The organism is Pseudomonas sp. Root71 (assembly GCF_001429045.1).
Taxonomy (GTDB): domain Bacteria; phylum Pseudomonadota; class Gammaproteobacteria; order Pseudomonadales; family Pseudomonadaceae; genus Aquipseudomonas; species Aquipseudomonas monachiensis.
Genome location: NZ_LMHY01000012.1, coordinates 379,329 through 401,320, shown reverse-complemented (window position 1 = coordinate 401,320; position 21,992 = coordinate 379,329). Strand labels below are relative to the sequence as shown.

Genomic DNA, 21,992 nt, shown 5'->3' with positions numbered 1-21,992 from the left:
AACACTATGAGTGCAAAAGTCTGGCTGGTAGGTGCGGGCCCGGGTGATCCGGAGTTGCTCACATTGAAAGCGGTACGCGCCTTGCGCGAGGCAGATGTGGTGCTGATCGATGACCTGGTCAATGTCGCGGTACTCGAGCATTGCCCCGGGGCGCGGATCATCCCGGTGGGCAAGCGCGGCGGCTGCCGCTCCACCCCGCAAGCGTTCATCCATCGCCTGATGCTTCGTTATGCCCGGCAGGGTAAATGCGTGGCACGGCTCAAGGGCGGCGATCCATGCATTTTCGGTCGCGGTGGAGAAGAAGCGCAGTGGTTGCGTGAGCGTGGGGTCGAAGCCGAGTTGGTCAACGGCATCACTGCCGGGCTGGCGGGGGCAACGCAATGCGATATTCCGCTGACTTTGCGCGGTGTCGCCCGTGGTGTCACGCTGGTCACCGCACACACCCAGGACGACAGCCAATTGAACTGGCAGGCACTGACCCAAGGCGGAACGACGTTGGTGATTTACATGGGAGTGGCCAAGCTCGGTGAAATCCGGGAACAGCTATTGGCCGGCGGCATGGCGACGGATACGCCCGTGGCCATGATTGAAAACGCCTCCTTGCCCCATCAACGGGAATGTCGGAGCACTCTCACAGACATGGATGAAGCTGCCTACAGATTCCAACTGAAAAGCCCTGCCATAATGGTGATCGGTGCAGTGGCAGCCAGTGCAACTCAATCCCTGTGGCAGCATGATTTGCCTGTGATGACGGCAGATCAGTCAGCGTAGTTTCACCCGTTTCACCAAATCGCAGACAAAGAAAAGCCCGGCCTGAGCCGGGCTTTTCAGAGCTGCGAGCTAATTACTTAGCTTGAGCTTCAACCTGCGCTTCTACGCGACGGTTAACAGCGCGACCAGCTTCAGTTTTGTTGTCAGCAACTGGGCGGGATTCGCCGTAGCCAACGGACTGAACGCGGGACGACTCAACACCGTACTGGTTGGTCAGAACTTGCTTAACGGCGTTTGCACGACGCTCGGACAGTTTCTGGTTGTAAGCGTCAGGACCGACGGAGTCAGTGTGACCTTCAACAGTAGTGGTGGTGGATGGGTACTGCTTCATGAAGTCAGCCAGGTTCTTGATGTCGCCGTAGCTGTTTGGCTTGACTACCGACTTGTCGAAGTCGAACTTCACGTCCAGCTCTACACGAACGACTTCAGCAACAGCTGGGCAGCCATCAGCGTCAACAGTTACGTTGGCCGGGGTGTCCGGGCACTTGTCAACGTTGTCGCAAACGCCGTCGTTGTCGCTGTCGGAGCAAACTTCTGGAGCTGGAGCTGCAGCGACAGGCTTGTTGCCGCCACCGAAGTTAACACCCAGACCTACGGACGGGATGTAGTCCCAACGGCCGTTGTCCAGCTTGTAGTCAGCTTCTACGCCAGCACGAGCGTAGACGTTTTCCAGGAAGTAGTACTTCAGGCCAGCGCCAGCAGTCAGGAAAGTCGACTGGTCACGACCGGTGTGGCCGTCAGCGGCTACGTTGGTCATGCTGCCGTGCTTAACACCACCTTGAACGTAAGGACGCAGAGCGTCGCCAGCGTTGTTGAAGTGGTACTGAGCGTTCAGACCAAACTGGTCGCCTTCGATTTTCTGATTGCCAGTACCGTTGTTCGAACGGGTGTAGTCGTCGTTGTTGTAGGTAAAGTTCAACGATACGTCGTCGGTCAAGAAGTAACCGATGGAGGCGCCAGGAGTGTAGCCGTCTTCAACGTTGTTAACGCTGTCGTTGTACTTCTTCCCGTAGTTGAGCTCGCCTTCAACTGCGCCTTGGCCTTGTGCCAATGCGCCGAACGAAGTAGCGGCAATAAGAGTACCAATGGCCAAGCCCAAGGTGTTTTTCAGTTTCATCCGTTAAATCCCCATCTGGTGATTGTGAAGCAGTCCCGCAAACCGGGGGACAACTCGGCGGCAAGTCTAACAGAACTTGCCTACGCGTAAGAGATATTTGCGCTGAACTAAGTTTCAGCAATGCCTGCAAATTTCTCACGCAATTTATCTAGAGCGCGTTTGTACCGCATTTTTGTTGCACTCAAACCCATATGCATGATGTCTGCGATCTCCTGAAACTCCAGCTCTGCGACAAATCGTAGCACCAGAATTTCACGGTCAATCGGGTTCACATACACCAGCCAGCGATCAAGTCCACCTTTTTCCTCAGGTTTCGGCGTCTTTTCTTCGGACGCTTCCTCGAGGGGGTCAAGACTCAATGCGTCCATCAAGCGACGCTTTCGCCGTTCCTTTCGATACTGTGTGATGCACTCGTTGTACGTGATGCTATATAGCCATGTCTTGAACTTCGATTTACCTTCGAAGTTCTTCAGGCCATACAGCACCTTCAACATGACCTCCTGACAGACATCGTCTGCGTCGCGATCGTTCCCAAGATATCGTGCACACACGTTAAATAATGTTCGCTGGTAACGCCGCATCAGTTCTTCATAGGCACGCGTTACGTGAAACAGCTCGGTATGCGAGCGCGCGACCAACTCCTCATCAGAGAGCTCGCGGGGGTCGTAGCGCATGGATAACGATTGGGCTTTATTCAAAACAAGTCGGGCCGACAGTCAGGTCAATGTCCGCCGCAGCCAGCGTGAGCAGGCATTTTGCGGCGGCATACATTAGCAGGGTTTGCCGGGTTAGCGGCTACTCACATGCTGCTCAAGGAGGATCCGATTGGAAAGAGAGACTAGCTCACCCTCATCGGTCAGCAATGTGGTTTTAACCGTGCCGATCTCTTCGATCTGGCCTTCGACCTCGCCAACACGCACTTGTTGCCCAACCTGGTACAGCTCACGCACGTAGATTCCCGCAAGAATCTGGCCGGCAATTTCCCGGCTTCCCAACCCCATGGCCAGCGCTACCGCCAGACCAACGGTTATCAACACAATCACAATCACATGGTTCAGCAGGTCAGTCTTGACCTCCAACTGGCTGATCGCAACCGAAATACTGATTATGATCACCAGGCCCTGGGCAATCCGCCCAAGCCCTGAAGCATAGTCCAGACCCACGCCTTCTGCCGCTCCACGCACCAGACCGTTGGCCAGTTGCGCCAGCAAGACACCTACCAGCAACACCAGCGCCGCGCCAAACACCTTCGGCAAATACAACGCAAGCATGTCCAGCGTAGCTGAAACTCGCTCAAGGCCAAGGGATTCTGCGGCAGAAACCAGAAAAATAAGCAGAACGAACCAATAGACGATCTTGCCGATCAGGGTCGAAATAGGAACTTGCAACCCTGCGCGGGACAGCAACTTGGTCAGGCCGGTGCCACCCATCAAGCGATCAAGGCCCAATTTGGCGAGCAATTTCGACAGCAGGGTGTCGAGCAGCTTGGCCACGACGAAACCCAACAGCAGCACGACCAGTGCGCCGAACAGGTTCGGAATGAAGTTCGCAACCTTGGTCCACAACGCAGTCATTGCAGTGACGAGGCTCTGAGTCCAGAGATCAAGTTCCATATTCAATCAGCCTTATCAGCAGTGCGGGCAGCAGGTTTACGAAGACGGGATACCGGCGCGACATGGGCCGATCCGTTATTGAGGGCGATCATCAGTGCGGGCAACCAGCGCCCCAGCAGACTGAACAAATCACCGGCGCCGACCTGGCGGTTGGCGGTTTTCAGCACACGCCCCAGGCACGCATCGTCGTCCCGGGTAGACGGTGAGGCGTTGAGCATGTCGCGCAAAGACTGTTCAAACGGATCGTGCATACGCACCTCTCGTGATGTCTGTGGGAGACGCGGTCAGAGTTGGTCTGGTCACATGGCTTCCCTCAGACCCAGCGCAAACGTCGGAACAACCACCACTGCCCCAGTGCCACCGAGACCATCATCAGGCAGGCGATCAGAAAGCCGTAGGGGCTGGCAGAGAAAGGAATTCCACCGACATTGATCCCCAACAGCCCGGTCAGAAAACTCATCGGCAAAAAGATCCCGGTGATGATCCCGAAGCGGTACATCGTGCGGTTCATACGCACGTTCAAGCGACGGTCCTCAGCCTCCAGGACCAGCCCCACCCGCTCCCGGGTCAATTCCAGCTCTTCAAGATAACGAGTCAGGCTGTTGTTCAATTCGTTCCAGTAATCGCCATCGTCCTCGACGAACCAGGGCAACTTGATCCGCGTCAGTTGACCGAAAATATCCCGCTGCGGAGCAAGAAAGCGCTTCAACGCAGCCGCCCGGCGACGAATCTGCAAAACCGATCCGTGCTCAGGAGTATACCGTTCGTCGGCATCCAGCTTTTCTTCTTCCTCATCGACCACTTCCGAGAGACAGCTGACCAGATCCTGCACCTTGTTGGTGAGGTACTGCGCCATGCAAAGGATGAGTTCGGAGGCAGTTTTCGGCCCCTTGCCCTCGGACAGTTGCACCAACAACTCGTCAGTGGCACGCAACGGACGCAAACGCAGGGAAATGACACGCTGGGCAGAGCCGAAGATCCGCACCGACACCATGTCTTCCGGCTCAGCACCGGGGTTCAGATTGACCCCGCGCAAAAATAGCAGCAGTTCGCTGTCGGAAAGCTGTAAAAGTCGCGGACGAGTGTTTTCTTCGAGTAACAGGTCACAGCTGAATTCGCTCAGACCGCTGGATTTGCGTAACCAGGTCCGGGTTTGCGGATGACTGCGATCCCAGTGCAGCCACAGGCTTTCATGGGCCTGCAGCTGCAAGTCATCGAGTTCAGTCCGGGCAATCGAACGCGCGCCGCCTTTACCGTCCAGCACCAGGGCATGCACCAGCCCCCATTGCGCGTTTTCTTCCTCGAACATCCGCACTCCTTTGGTCGACCAGCGCTTTATTCAGGCATTTGCAGCGGGCTGGGCGAGATGATCACGCCGTTGTTGTCCGCATAGATGTAATGGCCCGGGTGGAAAGTCACGCCGGCGAAGGTCACGGCAACGTTGAGATCGCCGAGCCCGCGCCTGTCGGATTTCCTCGGGTGGCTGGCGAGGGCCTGAACGCCCAGATCGGTCTGTGCGATGATATCGACGTCACGGATGCAACCGTAGATCACCAGCCCTTCCCAACCGTTTTTCGCGGCTTTCTCGGCCAGCATGTCACCCAGCAACGCATGACGCAGGGAACCGCCACCGTCTACCACTAGCACTTTGCCATTCCCCTTGAGCTCGACTTGCTCCTTGACCCGCGAGTTGTCTTCGAAGCACTTGATGGTCACGATTTCGCCACCAAAGGAATCACGGCCGCCGAAATTGCTGAACATCGGTTCCAGCACCTGCACCAGTTCCGGATAGGCATCGCACAGGTCAGGCGTGAGGTAATGGATCATCGAGAAACTCCTGTGAAGAGGAAGACAGCACGAACATCGGTGATGGCTCAGTCACGCATTGTGACCGGAACAGCTCAATGCGTCATATCTTAGCCGCAAGCCGACCGGAGCGAAATGCCCTTGTTAGAGCGTCAGGCTCAGATTGCCGCGGCCAAATCCTGTTGCGCGCCTGGCAAAGGTGTCTGCTGATCAGCCAACCAGCGCGTCACCAAAGGCCAGACTTCAGCCTGGGCTGCCTTGCTGACGAGCATTTCCACGTGACCGAAATTGTCGCCGAAGCCCTGCTCGCGCCCCAGGTTGATGAATTGCTTGTGCTCGGAGCCGAACTGCTCGAACAATTTGCGACACGCCCACGCCGGGTCCTGATGATCGCCCGCGGCACTGACCGCCAGCACGGGCAACTTGACCTCGGCCAGGCCTGCCCACCAGTCCTTGTCGGCATCACCGAAGCGCCCGAACAGGCCAAACCAGCGCATGCTTTCCAGGGCCAGGCCGATAGGCTCGTCCTCCGGACCGCGCTTGAGCCTTGAGCCGGACAACTGGGCAAAGCGCTTGAGAATGAAGCGACCACTCCACTCCACTGGCGGAATCTTCAATGGCCAGTAGGTGCGGCTGACTTGTGTACCGAAAAACGCCGCCGAGGCCACGACCGGCTCACCGATGTACTCGCCACCCAGCGCTGCGGCCAGTGTAGTACCGCCCAGCGAGTGACCGATCCAGTGCGGCACCTGCCCGTTCTGTTCGCGCACGAACGCGCCAATGGCCGGCAGGTCATAGCGCGCGTAGTCGGCGACACGGTTCTTGCGGTAGTCGTGGTTACGCTGGGACAGGCCGTGACCGCGCATTTCCGGAATCCAGACGTCGAACCCCAGGCGAGCCAGGTAAGCGCCCAATCCCAGGCCCTTGGGAGAGAACCAGAACCGGCGATTGGAAAAGCTGCCATGCAGCAGGATCACCGGCACGCCACGGGAGGATGACTCATCGGCCATGCCAAGGCGTGTCACAGCCAGTTCGACAGTGAAGTCGGGGCTGTTACCGGGTTTCAATCGATAGACATCTTCGCTCAGATCACCGCGCCGTTCGGCGCTGATCAGGGCGACAGGAAATAGGTTGCTGCTGCTTTGCATAATCTCTTGCACAAAAAAGGGCGGCATCCAGATGGAGCCCGCCCTGCTTGAATCTCAAAGGCAGCGTTCACCGACCACACTGCCAATCATTGTAGGAGCGAGCCTGCTCGCGATGGTCGCCAACGATAACGCGTTCATGCTGAAAAAACGCGCTGTACTGCAGTCCATCGCGAGCAGGTCAGATCGCCGCACCGTCGCTCCTACAGGATCAAGCCTGCGCCTGACCCTCTGCCAGGAAGAACCAGGTTTCCAGTACGGAGTCCGGGTTCAACGATACGCTTTCAATGCCCTGCTCCATCAGCCACTTGGCCAGGTCCGGGTGGTCCGAAGGACCCTGACCGCAGATGCCGATGTATTTGCCGGCCTTGTTGCACGCGGCAATGGCATTGGCCAACAGCTTCTTCACCGCCGGATTACGCTCGTCGAACAGGTGGGCGATGATGCCGGAGTCACGGTCCAGGCCCAGGGTTAGCTGGGTCAGGTCGTTGGAACCGATGGAGAAACCGTCGAAGAACTCTAGGAACTCTTCAGCCAGGATGGCGTTGGACGGCAGTTCGCACATCATGATCACACGCAGGCCGTTCTGGCCACGGGCCAGACCGTTTTGCGCCAGCAGATCGACCACCTGGCTCGCTTCACCCAGGGTACGGACGAACGGCACCATGATTTCGACGTTGGTCAGGCCCATCTCGTTGCGCACACGCTTGAGAGCGCGGCATTCGAGTTCGAAGCAGTCGCGGAACGATTCGCTGATGTAACGCGAGGCGCCGCGGAAGCCCAGCATCGGGTTCTCTTCTTCCGGCTCGTACAGCTTGCCGCCGATCAGGTTGGCGTATTCGTTGGACTTGAAGTCCGACAGGCGCACGATGACCTTTTTCGGCCAGAACGCAGCCGCCAGGGTGCTGATGCCTTCAACCAGTTTCTCGACATAGAAGCCGACCGGATCGTCGTAACCGGCGATGCGCTTGTCGACGCTGTCCTTGATGTCCTGCGGCAGGCCGTCGTAGTTCAGCAATGCCTTGGGGTGCACGCCGATCATGCGGTTGATGATGAACTCCAGGCGGGCCAGGCCCACACCGGCGTTCGGCAGCTGCGCGAAGTCGAAGGCGCGGTCCGGGTTGCCGACGTTCATCATGATCTTGAACGGCAGCTCCGGCATAGCGTCCACGGAGTTCTTCTTGATGTCGAAGCCCAGTTCGCCTTCGAAGATGAAACCGGTGTCGCCTTCAGCGCAGGAAACGGTCACGCCCTGGCCGTCTTTCAACAGCTGGGTGGCGTTGCCGCAACCCACTACCGCAGGAATACCCAGCTCACGGGCGATGATCGCCGCGTGGCAGGTACGGCCACCACGGTTGGTGACGATCGCGCTGGCGCGCTTCATGACCGGTTCCCAATCCGGGTCGGTCATGTCGGAAACCAGTACGTCGCCTGGCTGGACCTTGTCCATCTCGGACACGTCCTTGATGATGCGGACCTTGCCGGCGCCGATGCGCTGGCCAATGGCACGGCCTTCCACCAGCACGGTACCCGTCTCTTTCAACAGGTAGCGTTCCATGACGTTGGCCTGGGTGCGGCTCTTCACGGTTTCCGGACGGGCCTGCACGATGTACAGCTTGCCGTCGTCACCGTCCTTGGCCCACTCGATGTCCATCGGGCACTTGTAGTGCTTCTCGATGATCATCGCCTGCTTGGCCAACTCGCTGACTTCGGCGTCGGTCAGGCAGAAACGTGCGCGTTCAGCCTTGTCCACGTCGACGGTCTTGACCGAACGACCGGCCTTGGCCTCGTCGCCGTAGATCATCTTGATGGCCTTGCTGCCCAGGTTGCGACGCAGGATGGCCGGACGACCGGCAGCCAGCGTACCCTTGTGGACGTAGAACTCATCCGGGTTCACCGCGCCTTGTACGACGGTTTCACCCAGGCCGTAGGCGCCGGTGATGAACACCACGTCACGGAAGCCCGATTCGGTATCGAGGGTGAACATCACGCCGGCGGTGCCGGTTTCGGAGCGGACCATGCGCTGCACGCCAGCGGACAGGGCCACCAGCTTGTGGTCGAAGCCCTGATGCACGCGATAGGAAATGGCACGGTCGTTAAACAGCGAGGCGAACACCTCTTTGGCGGCGCGAATGACGTTTTCGACACCACGGATGTTCAGGAAGGTTTCCTGCTGGCCGGCAAAGGATGCGTCCGGCAAGTCTTCGGCGGTGGCGGAAGAACGCACGGCCACGGCCATCTCAGGGTTGCCGGCGGACAGCGTGGCGAACGCGGTACGGATTTCGGCATTCAATTTTTCAGGGAACTCGGCTTCCATGATCCATTTGCGGATCTGGGCACCGGTCTTGGCCAGGGCATTCACGTCATCGACGTCCAGGGCATCGAGCGCATCGTGAATCTGCTGATTCAGGCCGCTCAGTTCCAGGAAATCACGATAAGCCTGAGCGGTTGTGGCAAAGCCGCCGGGCACCGATACACCGGCACCTGCAAGGTTGCTGATCATCTCGCCCAGGGATGCGTTCTTGCCCCCCACATGCTCTACATCATGGACGCCGAGCTTATCGAGGGAAACTACGTACTCTACCAAGGTGATCTCTCCACTAACTGTGTTGGAAAAGCTCAGAAACCGGCTGCTTAAGTGAGCATTTGCCGGTTATATGGCCTGGACCTGGAAAATAAGTGAGAATGCGGGCCAATGGCGGCCGGCAAATCGCGCCTATCATATCCAAGATTCGTCACTAGCTTAAGGCCCAAGGTGCAAATGAAACGATCTGCTTTCTTTATCTCCGATGGTACCGGCATTACCGCCGAAACCCTGGGTCAAAGCCTTCTGGCGCAGTTCGAAAACATTACCTTCAGCAAAGTCACGCGGCCGTACATCGACAACGTGGACAAAGCGCGGGCCATGGTACAACAAATCAACAAAGCCGCCGAAACCGACGGCTTCCGTCCGATTATCTTCGACACCATCGTCAATCAGGACATTCGTGAGATTCTCGCAACCTCGAATGGTTTCATGATCGACATTTTCTCGACGTTCCTGGCGCCGCTTGAACAGGAACTGACCGAGCATTCTTCCTACACCGTGGGCAAGTCCCACTCCATCGGCGCCAACACCAATTACATGGAGCGTATCGAGGCCGTTAACTTCGCCCTCGACAACGACGACGGCGCCCGCACGCACTATTACGATAAGGCCGACCTGATACTAGTGGGCGTGTCGCGATGCGGTAAGACGCCGACGTGCCTGTACATGGCGATGCAGTTCGGCATCCGCGCAGCCAACTACCCGCTGACCGAAGACGACATGGAACGCCTGCAACTGCCTTCCGCCCTGCGCGCCCACCAGCACAAGCTGTTCGGCCTGACCATCGACCCCGACCGCCTCACCGCGATCCGCAACGAGCGCAAGCCCAACAGCCGCTATTCGAGCTACGCCCAGTGCGAGTTCGAAGTGCGTGAGGTCGAGAACCTGTTCCGCCGCGCAAACATCCCGCACATCAACTCCACGCATTTTTCGGTGGAAGAAATCTCCGCGAAAATACTTGTGGAGAAAGGCGTCGAGCGGCGGTTCAAGTAGCTCTCCGGCGCCTGATCTACTGCTTTCGCGAGCAAGCCCGCTCCCACATTGGATTTCTGTCATACACAAATTTTGTGTTCACAGCAGATCCCCTGTGGGAGCGGGCTTGCTCGCGAAGAACGATAACGCGGTCTCCTAGATCACAAACAAATCCACAAACCGGTTCACCGCTGTCGCTTCAAGCCTCTGCTGATCCTTGCACAGCGCGAAAATCTCCTCGCTGCGCTGCCCCGCGAATCGTGTCAGCAAGTTCGCCCTGAATTTCTCCTCCAGCAACGGAATACCTTCAGCCCGACGCCGACGATGCCCAATCGGGTATTCCACGACGACGTTTTCCGTGCTCGAACCATCCTTGAAAAACACCTGCACCGCGTTGGCAATGGAGCGTTTATCGGGCTCCAGATACTCACGGGTGAACCGCGATTCCTCAACAATCACCATTTTGTCGCGCAGCACATCGATGATCGGATGCGCCTTGTGAAAATCATCCTCGTAGTACTCGGCAACCAGATTGCCGAAAGCCAGCGGTACAGCAGTCATGTACTGGATGCAGTGATCGCGATCAGCAGCATTGGCCAGTGGGCCGACCTTGGAAATGATGCGAATCGCTGACTCGTGAGTGGTGATGACGATCCTGTCGATTTCATGCAGGCGATTGCGCACCTGCGGGTGCAGGATCACCGCCGCCTCACAGGCCGTTTGTGCATGGAACTCGGCCGGAAAACTGATCTTGAACAACACGTTTTCCATCACATAACTGCCGTACGGTCGCGAGAAACTGAACGCACGTTTGTCTTCAGGCTTGAGCGCCAGATCATTGTTGTTGTGGCTGAACAATACGTCGTAAAACCCCCACTGCCTGGCACTCAACACACCGGGTATACCCATTTCGCCGCGCATCGCCATGTCCGCCAAACGCACGCCACGACTGGACGCATCCCCCGCCGCCCAGGATTTACGCGAACCGGCATTCGGTGCATGCCGATACGTGCGCAATGCCTGACCGTCAGCAAAGGCGTGAGACAACGCCGACAACAACTGCTCGCGATTGGCCCCCATCAGCTTGGCGGTGACTGCGGCCGAGGCCACTTTCACCAGAATGACGTGATCGAGGCCGACACGGTTGAACGAGTTTTCCAGGGCAATCACGCCTTGAATCTCGTGGGCCATGATCATCGCTTCAAGCACTGTACGCATGGTCAGCGGTGCTACGCCATTCGCCAGGTGCTTTTGTGATAAATGGTCGGCTACCGCGAGAATACCGCCGAGGTTGTCCGACGGATGCCCCCACTCCGCCGCGAGCCATGTGTCGTTGTAGTCGAGCCAGCGCACGATGCAGCCGATGTCCCACGCCGCCTTCACCGGATCGAGTCGATAACTGGTCCCCGGCACCCGGGCGCCAAACGGCACGACAGTGCCTTCTACCACTGGCCCCAAATGCTTGGTGCACTCGGGAAAACGCAGGGCCAGCAGACCGCAACCCAAGGTATCGATCAGGCAGTTGCGCGCGGTATCCAGCGCCTCAATTGACTCGATCCTGTAGTTGAGGACGTAATCGGCAATGTCCTGCAGGACCTTGTCGTAGTCGGGGCGGTTGTTCAGGTCGACGTTGGCACTCATGTTCGATTCACTCTATGAAGTGGGTCGTTGATGGGACCTCGGCTCAGGGCAACTCCTACAGGGTTCGGTGCCGGATTAGAACGAGTCGCCTGGCACCCGTACAAAGCCTTCCATCAACACCCGCGCACTGCGGCTCATGATCGCCTTGTTCACGGTCCATTCGCCATTGACCTGGCTGGCCTCTGCGCCGACGCGCAAAGTGCCGGACGGATGGCCGAAGCGCACCGCGTTGCGTTCGATACCGCCTGCCGCGAGGTTAACCAGCGTGCCGGTGATCGCTGCCGCCGTGCCGATTGCCACCGCCGCAGTCCCCATCATCGCGTGGTGCAACTTGCCCATCGACAGCGCACGCACCAGCAGGTCGACATCACCCGCCGCAATGGCTTTGCCACTGGACGATACGTAATCCGCCGGCTTGGCGACGAAGGCCACCTTCGGCGTGTGCTGCCGCTTGGCCGCTTCGTCGACGTTCGAGATCAGGCCCATGCGCAGCGCGCCGTAAGCGCGGATGGTTTCGAACATCAGCAGGGCTTTCGGATCGCCGTTGATGGCGCCTTGCAGCTCAGTGCCTTTGTAGCCGATGTCTTCGGCATTAACGAAAATCGTCGGGATGCCGGCGTTGATCAGGGTCGCCTTGAAGGTGCCGACGCCAGGTACTTCGAGGTCATCCACGAGGTTGCCGGTCGGGAACATCGAACCGCCACCGCCCTCTTCATCCGCTGCCGGATCGAGGAATTCAACCTGTACTTCGGCGGCCGGAAAGGTTACGCCGTCGAGTTCGAAGTCACCGGTTTCCTGCACTTCACCGTTGGTGATCGGCACGTGGGCGATGATGGTCTTGCTGATGTTGGCCTGCCACACGCGAACCACGGCCACGCCGTTGTGCGGGATGCGGCTGGCATCGACCAGACCGTTGCTGACGGCGAACGAACCGACTGCCGCGGTCAGGTTGCCGCAGTTGCCACTCCAGTCCACGAAAGGCTTGTCGATGGAAACCTGGCCGAACAGGTAATCGACGTCGTGATCAGCCTGGGTGCTTTTCGACAGGATCACGGTTTTGCTGGTGCTGGAGGTCGCGCCGCCCATGCCGTCGATTTGCTTGTCGTACGGATCGGGGCTGCCGATCACGCGCAGCAACAAGGCATCGCGGGCCGGGCCTGGAACCTGGGCCGCTTCAGGCAAATCCTTGAGACTGAAAAACACGCCTTTGCTGGTGCCGCCGCGCATGTAGGTGGCGGGAATTTTGATCTGCGGTGCGTGAACCATGGTGCTCGTTACTCCTAATCCAGAAACAGACATGGGACTCAAAGTCCCATGTCTGTGCAGCGTTTTAGACGGCAACCGCCGATTCTTCGAGGAAGTCCTGGGCGAAGCGTTGCAACACGCCGCCGGCCTCGTAGATCGACACTTCTTCAGCGGTGTCGAGGCGGCAGGTCACCGGCACATCGACGCGCTCGCCGTTCTTGCGATGGATCACCAGCGTCAGCTCGGCACGCGGGGTGCGCTCACCGATGACGTCGTAGGTTTCGCTGCCATCAATCGCCAGGGTATGGCGGTTGGTGCCTGGTTTGAACTCCAGCGGCAACACGCCCATGCCCACCAGGTTGGTGCGGTGAATGCGCTCGAAGCCTTCGGCGGCAATCGCTTCGACACCGGCCAGACGCACGCCTTTTGCTGCCCAGTCGCGGGACGAACCCTGACCGTAGTCGGCACCGGCAATGATGATCAGCGGCTGCTTGCGATCCATGTAGGTCTCGATGGCTTCCCACATGCGCATCACTTTGCCTTCCGGCTCGACGCGGGCCAGCGAACCTTGCTTGACCTTGCCGTCTTCCTGAACCATTTCGTTGAACAGTTTCGGGTTGGCGAAGGTCGCACGCTGCGCGGTCAGGTGGTCACCACGGTGAGTCGCGTAAGAGTTGAAGTCCTCTTCCGGCAGGCCCATTTTCGCCAGGTATTCGCCGGCGGCGCTGTCGAGCATGATGGCGTTGGATGGCGACAGGTGATCGGTGGTGATGTTGTCCGGCAGTACCGCCAGCGGGCGCATGCCCTTGAGCGGACGAGCGCCGGCCAGCGCGCCTTCCCAGTACGGCGGACGGCGGATGTAGGTGCTCATTTCACGCCAGTCGTACAGCGGCGCGACTTTCGGGCCGGTGTCTTCGTGGATGGCGAACATCGGGATGTAGACCTGGCGGAACTGCTCAGGTTTGACCGAGGCCTTCACCACCGAGTCGATTTCTTCGTCGCTCGGCCAGATGTCTTTCAGGCGAATTTCCTTGCCGTCGACCACGCCCAGCACGTCTTTTTCGATGTCGAAACGGATGGTGCCGGCGATGGCGTAAGCGACCACCAGTGGCGGCGAAGCGAGGAACGCTTGCTTGGCGTACGGATGAATCCGGCCGTCGAAGTTACGGTTGCCGGACAACACGGCAGTGGCGTACAGGTCGCGGTCGATGATCTCTTGCTGGATCACCGGGTCCAGTGCGCCGGACATGCCGTTGCAGGTGGTGCAGGCAAAGGCCACGACGCCGAAGCCGAGCTTGTCCAGCTCATCGGTCAGGCCGGCTTCGTCGAGGTACAGCGCGACGGTTTTCGAACCCGGTGCCAGGGACGATTTGACCCATGGTTTGCGGGTCAGGCCGAGCTTGTTGGCGTTGCGCGCCAGCAGGCCGGCGGCGATCACGTTGCGCGGGTTGCTGGTGTTGGTGCAGCTGGTGATGGCGGCGATGATCACCGCGCCATCCGGCATCTGGCCAGGCACGTCTTCCCATTGGCCGGAGATGCCTTTGGCCGCCAGATCCGAAACCGCGACACGGGCGTGCGGGTTGCTTGGGCCAGCCATGTTGCGCACCACCGAGGACAGGTCGAAGGTCAGGCCGCGCTCGTATTGCGCGCCCTTCAGGCTGTCGGCCCACAGGCCTGCGGTCTTGGCGTAGTTCTCGACCAACTGCACCTGCTCGTCTTCACGGCCGGTGAGCTTGAGGTAGTCGATGGTCTGCTGGTCGATGTAGAACATCGCCGCGGTGGCGCCGTATTCCGGAGCCATGTTGGAGATGGTCGCGCGGTCGCCAAGGGTCAACCTTGACGCGCCTTCGCCGAAGAATTCCAGCCATGCGCCAACCACTTTTTGCTTGCGCAGGAATTCGGTCAACGCCAGCACCATGTCGGTGGCGGTGATGCCCGGTTGCAGCTTGCCGGTCAGCTCGACGCCAACGCTTTCTGGCAGACGCATCCACGAGGCGCGGCCGAGCATCACGCTTTCGGCTTCCAGGCCACCGACACCAATGGCGATCACGCCCAGCGCATCGACGTGCGGGGTGTGGCTGTCGGTGCCGACGCAGGTGTCAGGGAACGCCACGCCGTCGCGCACCTGGATCACCGGAGACATTTTCTCCAGGTTGATCTGGTGCATGATGCCGTTGCCTGGCGGGATCACGTCGACGTTCTTGAACGCCTTCTTGGTCCAGTTGATGAAGTGGAACCGGTCTTCGTTTCGACGGTCTTCGATGGCGCGGTTCTTCTCGAACGCTTCCGGATCGAAGCCACCGCGCTCGACGGCCAGGGAGTGGTCGACGATCAGTTGGGTCGGCACCACCGGGTTGACTTGCGCAGGATCGCCGCCTTGCAGGGCGATGGCGTCACGCAGGCCGGCAAGGTCGACCAAAGCGGTCTGGCCGAGAATGTCGTGGCACACCACGCGGGCCGGGAACCACGGGAAGTCGAGGTCGCGCTTGCGCTCGATGAATTGCTTCAGGGATTCGGTGAGCGTGGCCGGGTCGCAGCGACGCACAAGGTTTTCCGCCAGCACACGGGAGGTGTACGGCAGGGTGTCGTAGGCGCCAGGCTGGATCGCCTCGACTGCCGCGCGGACGTCGAAGTAATCCAGGTGGCTGCCGGGCAGCGATTTGCGAAATTCAGTGTTCATCGTCAGGACTCGGTCACGGTAGTTACAAAAGGTGGGGCCTGGCACCAGACTTGAAGTTCACACCATCCACTGTGGGAGCGAGCTTGCTCGCGATAGCGATGTAACTGCCGACATTGATGTTGAATGTCAGCCCGTCATCGCGAGCAAGCTCGCTCCCACAGGGATCTGCGTTGATTTCAGATCCCGGTGCCGACCTCCACCATTCAGCGTTGTTCGATTGGTACGAACTTGCGCTGTTCAACGCCGGTGTACTCGGCGCTTGGACGGATGATGCGGTTGTTGGCACGTTGTTCGTACACGTGGGCGGCCCAGCCGGTCAGGCGCGAGCAGACGAAGATCGGTGTGAACAACTTGGTCGGGATGCCCATGAAGTGGTACGCCGAGGCATGGTAGAAGTCGGCGTTCGGGAACAGTTTCTTCTGCTCCCACATGGTCTTGTCGATGGCCTCGGACACCGGGAACAACACCTTGTCGCCCACTTCGTCAGCGAGTTTTTTCGACCAGCCCTTGATCACTTCGTTGCGCGGATCGTTGTCCTTATAGATCGCGTGGCCGAAGCCCATGATCTTGTCCTTGCGCTCGAGCATGCCGAGGGTGCCCTTGATCGCGTCTTCCGGCGACGAGAAGCGCTCGATCATTTCCATCGCCGCTTCGTTGGCGCCGCCGTGCAGCGGACCGCGCAGCGAGCCGATGGCTGCGGTGATGCAAGAGTAAAGATCGGACAGGGTCGATGCGCAAACACGCGCGGTGAAGGTCGACGCGTTGAATTCGTGCTCTGCGTAGAGGATCAGTGAAACGTTCATCACCTTGACGTGCAGTTCACTCGGCTTCTTGCCGTGCAGCAGGTGCAGGAAGTGGCCGCCGATGGACTGCTCGTCGCTCACGCAATCGATGCGCTTGCCTTCGTGGCTGAAGCGATACCAGTAGGTCATGATCGCCGGGAACGCGGCCAGCAGGCGGTCGGTCTTGTCGTGCTGCTCGGAGAAGTTGTTCTCCGGCTCCAGGTTACCCAGGAACGAGCAGCCAGTGCGCATCACGTCCATCGGGTGGGCGTCGGCGGGGATGCGCTCCAGCACTTCCTTGAGCGCCTGCGGCAGGTCACGCAGCTTGCTCAGCTTGGTGATGTAGGCATTCAGTTGTGCCTTGCTCGGCAGTTCGCCGTACAGCAGCAGGTAGGCCACTTCTTCGAACTGTGCGTCAGCCGCCAGTTCACGAACGTCATAACCACGATAGGTCAGACCGGCACCCGACTGGCCCACGGTGGACAGTGCGGTTTGCCCGGCAACCTGGCCACGGAGCCCGGCGCCACTGAGTACTTTTGCTTCGGCCATTTCTGCCTCCAGTTTCTTGAATTTATTAGGGAGTTATTCGACTTACTTCTTCGCGGCGAACAACGCATCGAGCTTCTGCTCGAAGGTGTGGTAGTCGATGCGATCGTAAAGCTCCATGCGGGTCTGCATGGTGTCGATGACATTCGCCTGCGTGCCATCGCGGCGCAGCGCGGTGTAGACGTTTTCCGCGGCCTTGTTCATGGCGCGGAAGGCCGACAGCGGGTACAGCACCAGCGACACGTCGACAGCGGCGAGTTGCTCGGTGGTGTACAGCGGCGTCGCGCCGAATTCGGTGATGTTGGCCAGGATTGGCGCTTTCACGCGGCTGGCGAACAGCTTGTACATGTCCAGTTCGGTGATGGCTTCCGGGAAAATCATGTCGGCGCCGGCTTCGATGCAGGCAGCGGCGCGATCCAGGGCAGATTCCAGGCCTTCCACCGCCAGGGCGTCGGTACGGGCCATGATCACGAAGCTGTCGTCGGTACGGGCATCGACCGCCGCCTTGATGCGATCGACCATTTCCTGCTGGGTCACGATCTCTTTATTAGGACGGTGGCCGCAACGCTTGGCGCCGACCTGGTCCTCGATATGAATCGCCGCCGCGCCGAACTTGATCATCGACTTCACGGTACGGGCCACGTTGAAGGCCGAGGAACCGAAACCGGTGTCCACGTCCACCAACAAAGGCAGGTCGCAGACGTCGGTGATGCGGCGCACGTCGGTCAGTACGTCATCCAGGCCGGTGATGCCCAGGTCCGGCAGGCCGAGGGAGCCGGCAGCCACCCCGCCACCCGACAGGTAGATCGCCTTGAAACCGGCGCGCTTGGCCAGCAGCGCGTGGTTGGCGTTGATCGCGCCGACCACTTGCAATGGATGCTCGCTGGCGACCGCATCGCGGAAACGCTGGCCTGGAGTGCTCTTGTTCAAACTCATGACTCACCTCGTTTGGCTGTCGGGTTGGCGCCGTCCTGGTAATGACGGGCGATGTTGCGTTTGGAGGCGCCGATGTGACGGCGCATCAACAACTCGGCCAGTTCACCGTCACGGTCGGCGATGGCATCGAGAATTCGGTGGTGCTCGGCGAACGCCTGGTGTGGGCGATTGGGCGTGCTGGAAAACTTCATGCGGTACATACGCACCAGTTGATACAGCTCGCCGCAGAGCATTTGCGTCAGGGTGCGGTTACCGCTGCCCTGGATAATCCGGTAGTGGAAGTCGAAATCGCCTTCCTGCTGGTAGTAGCCTCTCCCGGCCTGAAACGCCTCATCGCGCTCGTGGGTTTCCAGGACCCGACGCAGTTCGTCGATTTCTTCGAGACTCATGCGCTCGGCGGCCAGGCGGCAGGCCATGCCTTCCAGGGATTCGCGGATTTCGTATAGCTCAATCAGTTCGGCGTGGTTGAGCGACACCACCCGTGCGCCGACATGCGGCACGCGAACCAGCAGGCGCTGGCCTTCCAGACGGTGGATGGCCTCGCGCAACGGGCCACGGCTGATGCCGTAGGTACGCGCCAGTTCCGGTTCGGAAATTTTGCTGCCCGGCGCGATATCGCCTTTGACGATAGCCGCCTGAATGCGTCGGAAGACGTTCTCGGAAAGCGTCTCCGTATCGTCTTGCGTAGAAACCGGGGGATCGAGTTGATCCAGCATATTGTCGACACCTTGAAAGCCAATGCCGTAAAAACTAACGAATACAGGCGAATCAGTCAAAGGATAAATAGATATTGTCGACAATCTTCTGATAACCGGTTGCACCACAACGAAGCAACCCGTCTATTTATAGCCACCGGCCAGCGCTGGCGCCACCAAACCACCGTGCTAGAATGCCGCCCGCATTTGTTTGTCACATCTGCACTGCCTGTCATAAAACCCTGCCAGGCATACGAGGGAGCTTGCGCAGCGATGCCAGGGCCTTGAATCAAGTCGGACCGCTGCGCACCAGGATTTATGAGACTCAAGCCCTTCCCAAGCTTCCTTTATTTACTTTGCCTGCCCGGCTTCGCAATGGCCGGGGAAAAGACCGTGTATGGCCTCAATGAGTACGCATCGCTCAATGGCATCGACCTGGAAGTGGCGGCCAAACTCGACACCGGGGCGAAAACCGCTTCCCTGAGCGCCCGGGACATCAAACGTTTCAAACGCAATGGCGAATCATGGGTGCGCTTTTACCTGGCCATCGACGCCGCCCATTCGCACCCGATCGAACGCCCGCTGGCCCGTGTCAGCAAGATCAAGCGCCGGGCCGGCGACTACGACCCGGAGGAAGGCAAGAAGTACACCGCCCGCCCGGTGATCGAACTGGATATCTGCATGGGCTCGGCCCTGCGCAGCATCGAAGTGAACCTGACCGACCGCAGCGCTTTCCAATACCCGCTACTGATTGGCTCCGAAGCGCTCAAGCGCTTCGATGCACTGGTCGACCCCAGCCTTAAATATGCTGCCGGCAAACCTGCCTGCACCACCGACGCTCATACCGCCGAGTAATTCAAATGCGCTCTCTTACCCTTCACCTGAAACTGCTGATCGCCATCCTGGTGGTGCTGGGCATTTCAGTTACGGCCTATCAGATCTTCGTGCTGGGCATCCCGGTGACCGAAGACGCCACCGACGACCTGTGGAACATCGACGCCAAGGTCGAGTTCGTCGCCAGCGCCAAGGACCCGGTCAAGATCCAGATGTTCGTGCCTCCGCTGAGCCGCGACTTCGTGAGCCTCAACGAGAGCTTCATCTCCAACAACTACGGCGTGGCGGTGAACCGGGTCGATGGCAACCGCAAGGTCACCTGGTCGGCACGCCGGGCCAAAGGCAACCAGACGCTGTATTACCGCCTGGTGCTGACCAAGCGTTATTCCGGTGAAAAAGCCAAGATCAAAGGCCCGACCTTTCGCGACAGCATGACCATCGAAGGCCCGGAAAAAATCGCCGCCGAAGCCCTGCTCGCACCGATTCGCCAGCACTCGGCCGACGTCGAAACCTTCGTCGGCGAAGCCATCAAGCGCGTCAACAACCCCAACGACGACAACGTGAAACTGCTGCTGGCCGGTGATCCCTCCGCGGCGCACAAGGCAAAAATCGTCGAGTTGCTGCTGTCCATCGCCCACGTGCCAATCGAGAAGGTCCACACCATCCGCCTGGTGGCCGACCAGCCGCAAATGCCGGAACTATGGCTGCGCAGCTTCAACGGCACCGACTGGCTGTACTTCAACCCGGAAACCGGTGAACAGGGCCTGCCGACCGACCGCCTGCTGTGGTGGAGCGGCGACGAAAACCTGATCACCGTCGATGGCGGCAAGAAAGCCAACGTGACCTTCAGCCTGAACAACAGCGAAATGAACGCCATTCGCCTGGCCAAGCTGACCGACGAAAACACCGACGCCAACTTCCTCGAGTACTCGCTGTACGGCCTGCCGCTGCAAACCCAGCAGACCTTCATGATCATGGTGATGATCCCGATCGGCGTGCTGGTGATCCTGATCCTGCGTAACCTGATCGGCATCCAGACCCTGGGCACCTTCACCCCGGTGCTGATAGCCCTGGCCTTCCGCGAAACCCAGCTCGGCTTCGGTATCATGCTGTTTACCATCATCACGGCGCTGGGCCTGTCGCTGCGCTCCTACCTCGAACACCTGAAACTGCAAATGCTGCCCAGGTTGTCGGTGGTGCTGACGTTCGTGGTGGTGCTGATTGCGGCCATCAGCCTGTTCAGCCATAAACTCGGCCTGGAACGCGGCTTGTCGGTGGCGCTGTTCCCGATGGTGATCCTGACCATGACCATCGAACGCCTGTCGATCACCTGGGAAGAACGCGGCGGTGGCCATGCCATGAAAGTGGCGATCGGCACCCTGTTCGCCGCATCCCTGGCGCACCTGATCATGACCGTGCCGGAACTGGTGTACTTCGTGTTCACTTTCCCGGCGATCCTGCTGATCCTGGTGGGCTTCATGCTGGCCATGGGTCGTTATCGCGGTTATCGCCTGACTGAACTGGTGCGTTTCAAGGCCTTCCTGAAAAAGGCTGACGCCTGATGTTCGGCCTCTGGAAGACCTGGAAGGCCCTGGAAGCCCGGGGCATCATGGGGATCAATCGGCGCAACGCAGACTACGTGCTCAAGTACAACAAGCGCAGCCTGTACCCGATCGTCGATGACAAGATCATCACCAAGGAACGCGCCATCGCCGCCGGCATTCATGTGCCGGAACTCTATGGGGTGATTTCCACCGAGAAGGAAATCGACAATCTCGAAGAGATCATCGGCGCACGCAGTGACTTCGTGATCAAGCCGGCCCAGGGCGCTGGCGGTGATGGCATCCTGGTGATCGCCGACCGCTTTGAAGGACGTTATCGCACGGTGTCCGGCCGGATCATCAGCCATGAGGAAATCGAGCACCAGGTTTCCAGCATCCTGACCGGCCTGTACTCCCTGGGCGGTCACCGCGACCGGGCGCTGATCGAATACCGGGTGATTCCGGACCAGATCTTCAAGAGCATCAGCTATGAAGGCGTGCCGGACATCCGCATCATTGTGTTGATGGGCTACCCGGTGATGGCCATGTTGCGCCTGCCGACGCGCCAGTCCAACGGCAAGGCGAACCTGCACCAGGGCGCCATCGGTGTCGGCGTGGACCTGGCCACCGGCCTGACCCTGCGCGGCACCTGGCTGAACAACATCATCAACAAACACCCGGACACCACGAACGCAGTAGATGGCGTGCAACTGCCCTACTGGGACGGTTTCATGAAACTCGCCGCTGGCTGCCATGAGTTGTGCGGCCTGGGCTACATCGGTGTCGACATGGTCCTGGACCAGGAAAAAGGCCCGCTGATTCTGGAGCTCAACGCCCGGCCGGGGCTGAATATCCAGATTGCCAATGACTGCGGCCTGACGCTGCGTACGCATGCGGTCGAGGCGCGGCTGGAAGACCTGAAGGCCCGTGGCGTGACCGAAACGGTCGAAGAACGCGTGGCGTTTGTGCAGGAGATGTTTGGGCATATTCCCGCGGTCGAAGGCTGATCCCTGTGGCGAGGGAGCAAGCTCCCTCGCCACAGAGTTACATTTCGGCCATTACCAATATGCCTCTTTCCGAC

General features: G+C 59.3%; 19 protein-coding genes. 5 read left to right on the top strand and 14 right to left on the bottom strand.

Annotated features, from left to right (window positions below):
* Positions 1-6 precede the first annotated feature (6 nt).
* Complete coding sequence (gene cobA / locus ASD95_RS11925) at positions 7-771, top strand: uroporphyrinogen-III C-methyltransferase (protein ID WP_056721913.1); 765 nt, start codon at positions 7-9, stop codon at positions 769-771.
* A 73-nt stretch (positions 772-844) separates the two neighbouring features.
* Here the strand turns inward: cobA and ASD95_RS11920 are convergent, their stop codons facing one another.
* From ASD95_RS11920 to ppsA, 8 genes are all read right to left on the bottom strand, one after another.
* Positions 845-1,888, bottom strand: a complete 1,044-nt coding sequence (locus tag ASD95_RS11920) for an OmpA family protein (RefSeq protein ID WP_056721911.1) — start codon at positions 1,886-1,888, stop codon at positions 845-847.
* 107 nt (positions 1,889-1,995) lie between these two features.
* Entirely contained in the window at positions 1,996-2,586 is a 591-nt protein-coding gene (gene sigX / locus ASD95_RS11915; RefSeq protein ID WP_015096065.1) for an RNA polymerase sigma factor SigX, read from the bottom strand.
* Positions 2,587-2,676: 90 nt separating this feature from the next.
* The gene (locus ASD95_RS11910; protein ID WP_008048604.1) at positions 2,677-3,501 is read right to left on the bottom strand and encodes a mechanosensitive ion channel family protein; all 825 of its coding nucleotides are present in this window, start codon (positions 3,499-3,501) and stop codon (positions 2,677-2,679) included.
* A 2-nt stretch (positions 3,502-3,503) separates the two neighbouring features.
* Positions 3,504-3,752 (bottom strand): hypothetical protein, encoded by a 249-nt coding sequence (locus ASD95_RS11905; protein ID WP_008048593.1) that lies wholly within the window; start codon positions 3,750-3,752, stop codon positions 3,504-3,506.
* 62 nt (positions 3,753-3,814) lie between these two features.
* Positions 3,815-4,810 (bottom strand): zinc transporter ZntB, encoded by a 996-nt coding sequence (locus ASD95_RS11900; protein ID WP_056721910.1) that lies wholly within the window; start codon positions 4,808-4,810, stop codon positions 3,815-3,817.
* A 26-nt stretch (positions 4,811-4,836) separates the two neighbouring features.
* Positions 4,837-5,325: a ribonuclease E activity regulator RraA gene (rraA, locus tag ASD95_RS11895; RefSeq protein ID WP_177336456.1), complete on the bottom strand. Its 489-nt coding sequence runs from the start codon at positions 5,323-5,325 to the stop codon at positions 4,837-4,839.
* A gap of 140 nt (positions 5,326-5,465) precedes the next feature.
* Complete coding sequence (locus ASD95_RS11890) at positions 5,466-6,455, bottom strand: alpha/beta fold hydrolase (protein ID WP_056721906.1); 990 nt, start codon at positions 6,453-6,455, stop codon at positions 5,466-5,468.
* Positions 6,456-6,663: 208 nt separating this feature from the next.
* On the bottom strand, positions 6,664-9,039 hold the full coding sequence (ppsA, locus tag ASD95_RS11885) for a phosphoenolpyruvate synthase (protein WP_056721904.1): 2,376 nt from the start codon (positions 9,037-9,039) through the stop codon (positions 6,664-6,666).
* A 174-nt stretch (positions 9,040-9,213) separates the two neighbouring features.
* On the opposite strand from ppsA, the gene ppsR reads away from it, so the two are divergent.
* Positions 9,214-10,032 (top strand): posphoenolpyruvate synthetase regulatory kinase/phosphorylase PpsR, encoded by an 819-nt coding sequence (ppsR, locus tag ASD95_RS11875; RefSeq protein ID WP_056721900.1) that lies wholly within the window; start codon positions 9,214-9,216, stop codon positions 10,030-10,032.
* A gap of 135 nt (positions 10,033-10,167) precedes the next feature.
* Here ppsR and prpD read toward each other — a convergent pair whose 3' ends face one another.
* The 6 genes from prpD to ASD95_RS11845 form a co-directional block, all read right to left on the bottom strand.
* The gene (gene prpD / locus ASD95_RS11870; protein WP_056721898.1) at positions 10,168-11,652 is read right to left on the bottom strand and encodes a 2-methylcitrate dehydratase; all 1,485 of its coding nucleotides are present in this window, start codon (positions 11,650-11,652) and stop codon (positions 10,168-10,170) included.
* Between the two features lie 75 nt (positions 11,653-11,727).
* Positions 11,728-12,918: a 2-methylaconitate cis-trans isomerase PrpF gene (prpF, locus tag ASD95_RS11865; protein WP_056721896.1), complete on the bottom strand. Its 1,191-nt coding sequence runs from the start codon at positions 12,916-12,918 to the stop codon at positions 11,728-11,730.
* A 64-nt stretch (positions 12,919-12,982) separates the two neighbouring features.
* Positions 12,983-15,577, bottom strand: coding sequence for a Fe/S-dependent 2-methylisocitrate dehydratase AcnD (acnD, locus tag ASD95_RS11860; protein WP_056721893.1), 2,595 nt, complete (start codon positions 15,575-15,577; stop codon positions 12,983-12,985).
* 203 nt (positions 15,578-15,780) lie between these two features.
* Positions 15,781-16,908 carry a bifunctional 2-methylcitrate synthase/citrate synthase gene (gene prpC / locus ASD95_RS11855; protein WP_046042905.1) on the bottom strand — a complete coding sequence of 376 codons (1,128 nt, stop codon included), beginning with the start codon at positions 16,906-16,908 and terminating at the stop codon, positions 15,781-15,783.
* A gap of 42 nt (positions 16,909-16,950) precedes the next feature.
* A complete protein-coding gene (gene prpB / locus ASD95_RS11850) occupies positions 16,951-17,841 on the bottom strand; it encodes a methylisocitrate lyase (protein ID WP_007971535.1) in 891 nt (296 codons plus the stop codon).
* Positions 17,838-18,557 (bottom strand): GntR family transcriptional regulator, encoded by a 720-nt coding sequence (locus ASD95_RS11845; RefSeq protein WP_056721891.1) that lies wholly within the window; start codon positions 18,555-18,557, stop codon positions 17,838-17,840. The genes prpB and ASD95_RS11845 overlap by 4 nt, the downstream gene beginning before the upstream one ends.
* 297 nt (positions 18,558-18,854) lie before the next feature.
* On the opposite strand from ASD95_RS11845, the gene rloA reads away from it, so the two are divergent.
* From rloA to ASD95_RS11830, 3 genes are read left to right on the top strand one after another with little or no spacing between them, the layout of a single operon-like run.
* Positions 18,855-19,391 carry a retropepsin-like aspartic peptidase RloA gene (rloA, locus tag ASD95_RS11840; RefSeq protein ID WP_056721890.1) on the top strand — a complete coding sequence of 179 codons (537 nt, stop codon included), beginning with the start codon at positions 18,855-18,857 and terminating at the stop codon, positions 19,389-19,391.
* A gap of 5 nt (positions 19,392-19,396) precedes the next feature.
* On the top strand, positions 19,397-20,932 hold the full coding sequence (gene rloB / locus ASD95_RS11835; protein ID WP_056721888.1) for an osmotic stress tolerance membrane protein RloB: 1,536 nt from the start codon (positions 19,397-19,399) through the stop codon (positions 20,930-20,932).
* On the top strand, positions 20,932-21,918 hold the full coding sequence (locus ASD95_RS11830) for an alpha-L-glutamate ligase-like protein (RefSeq protein WP_056721886.1): 987 nt from the start codon (positions 20,932-20,934) through the stop codon (positions 21,916-21,918). Before rloB ends, ASD95_RS11830 begins: the two co-directional genes overlap by 1 nt.
* The last annotated feature ends 74 nt before the right edge of the window (positions 21,919-21,992 follow it).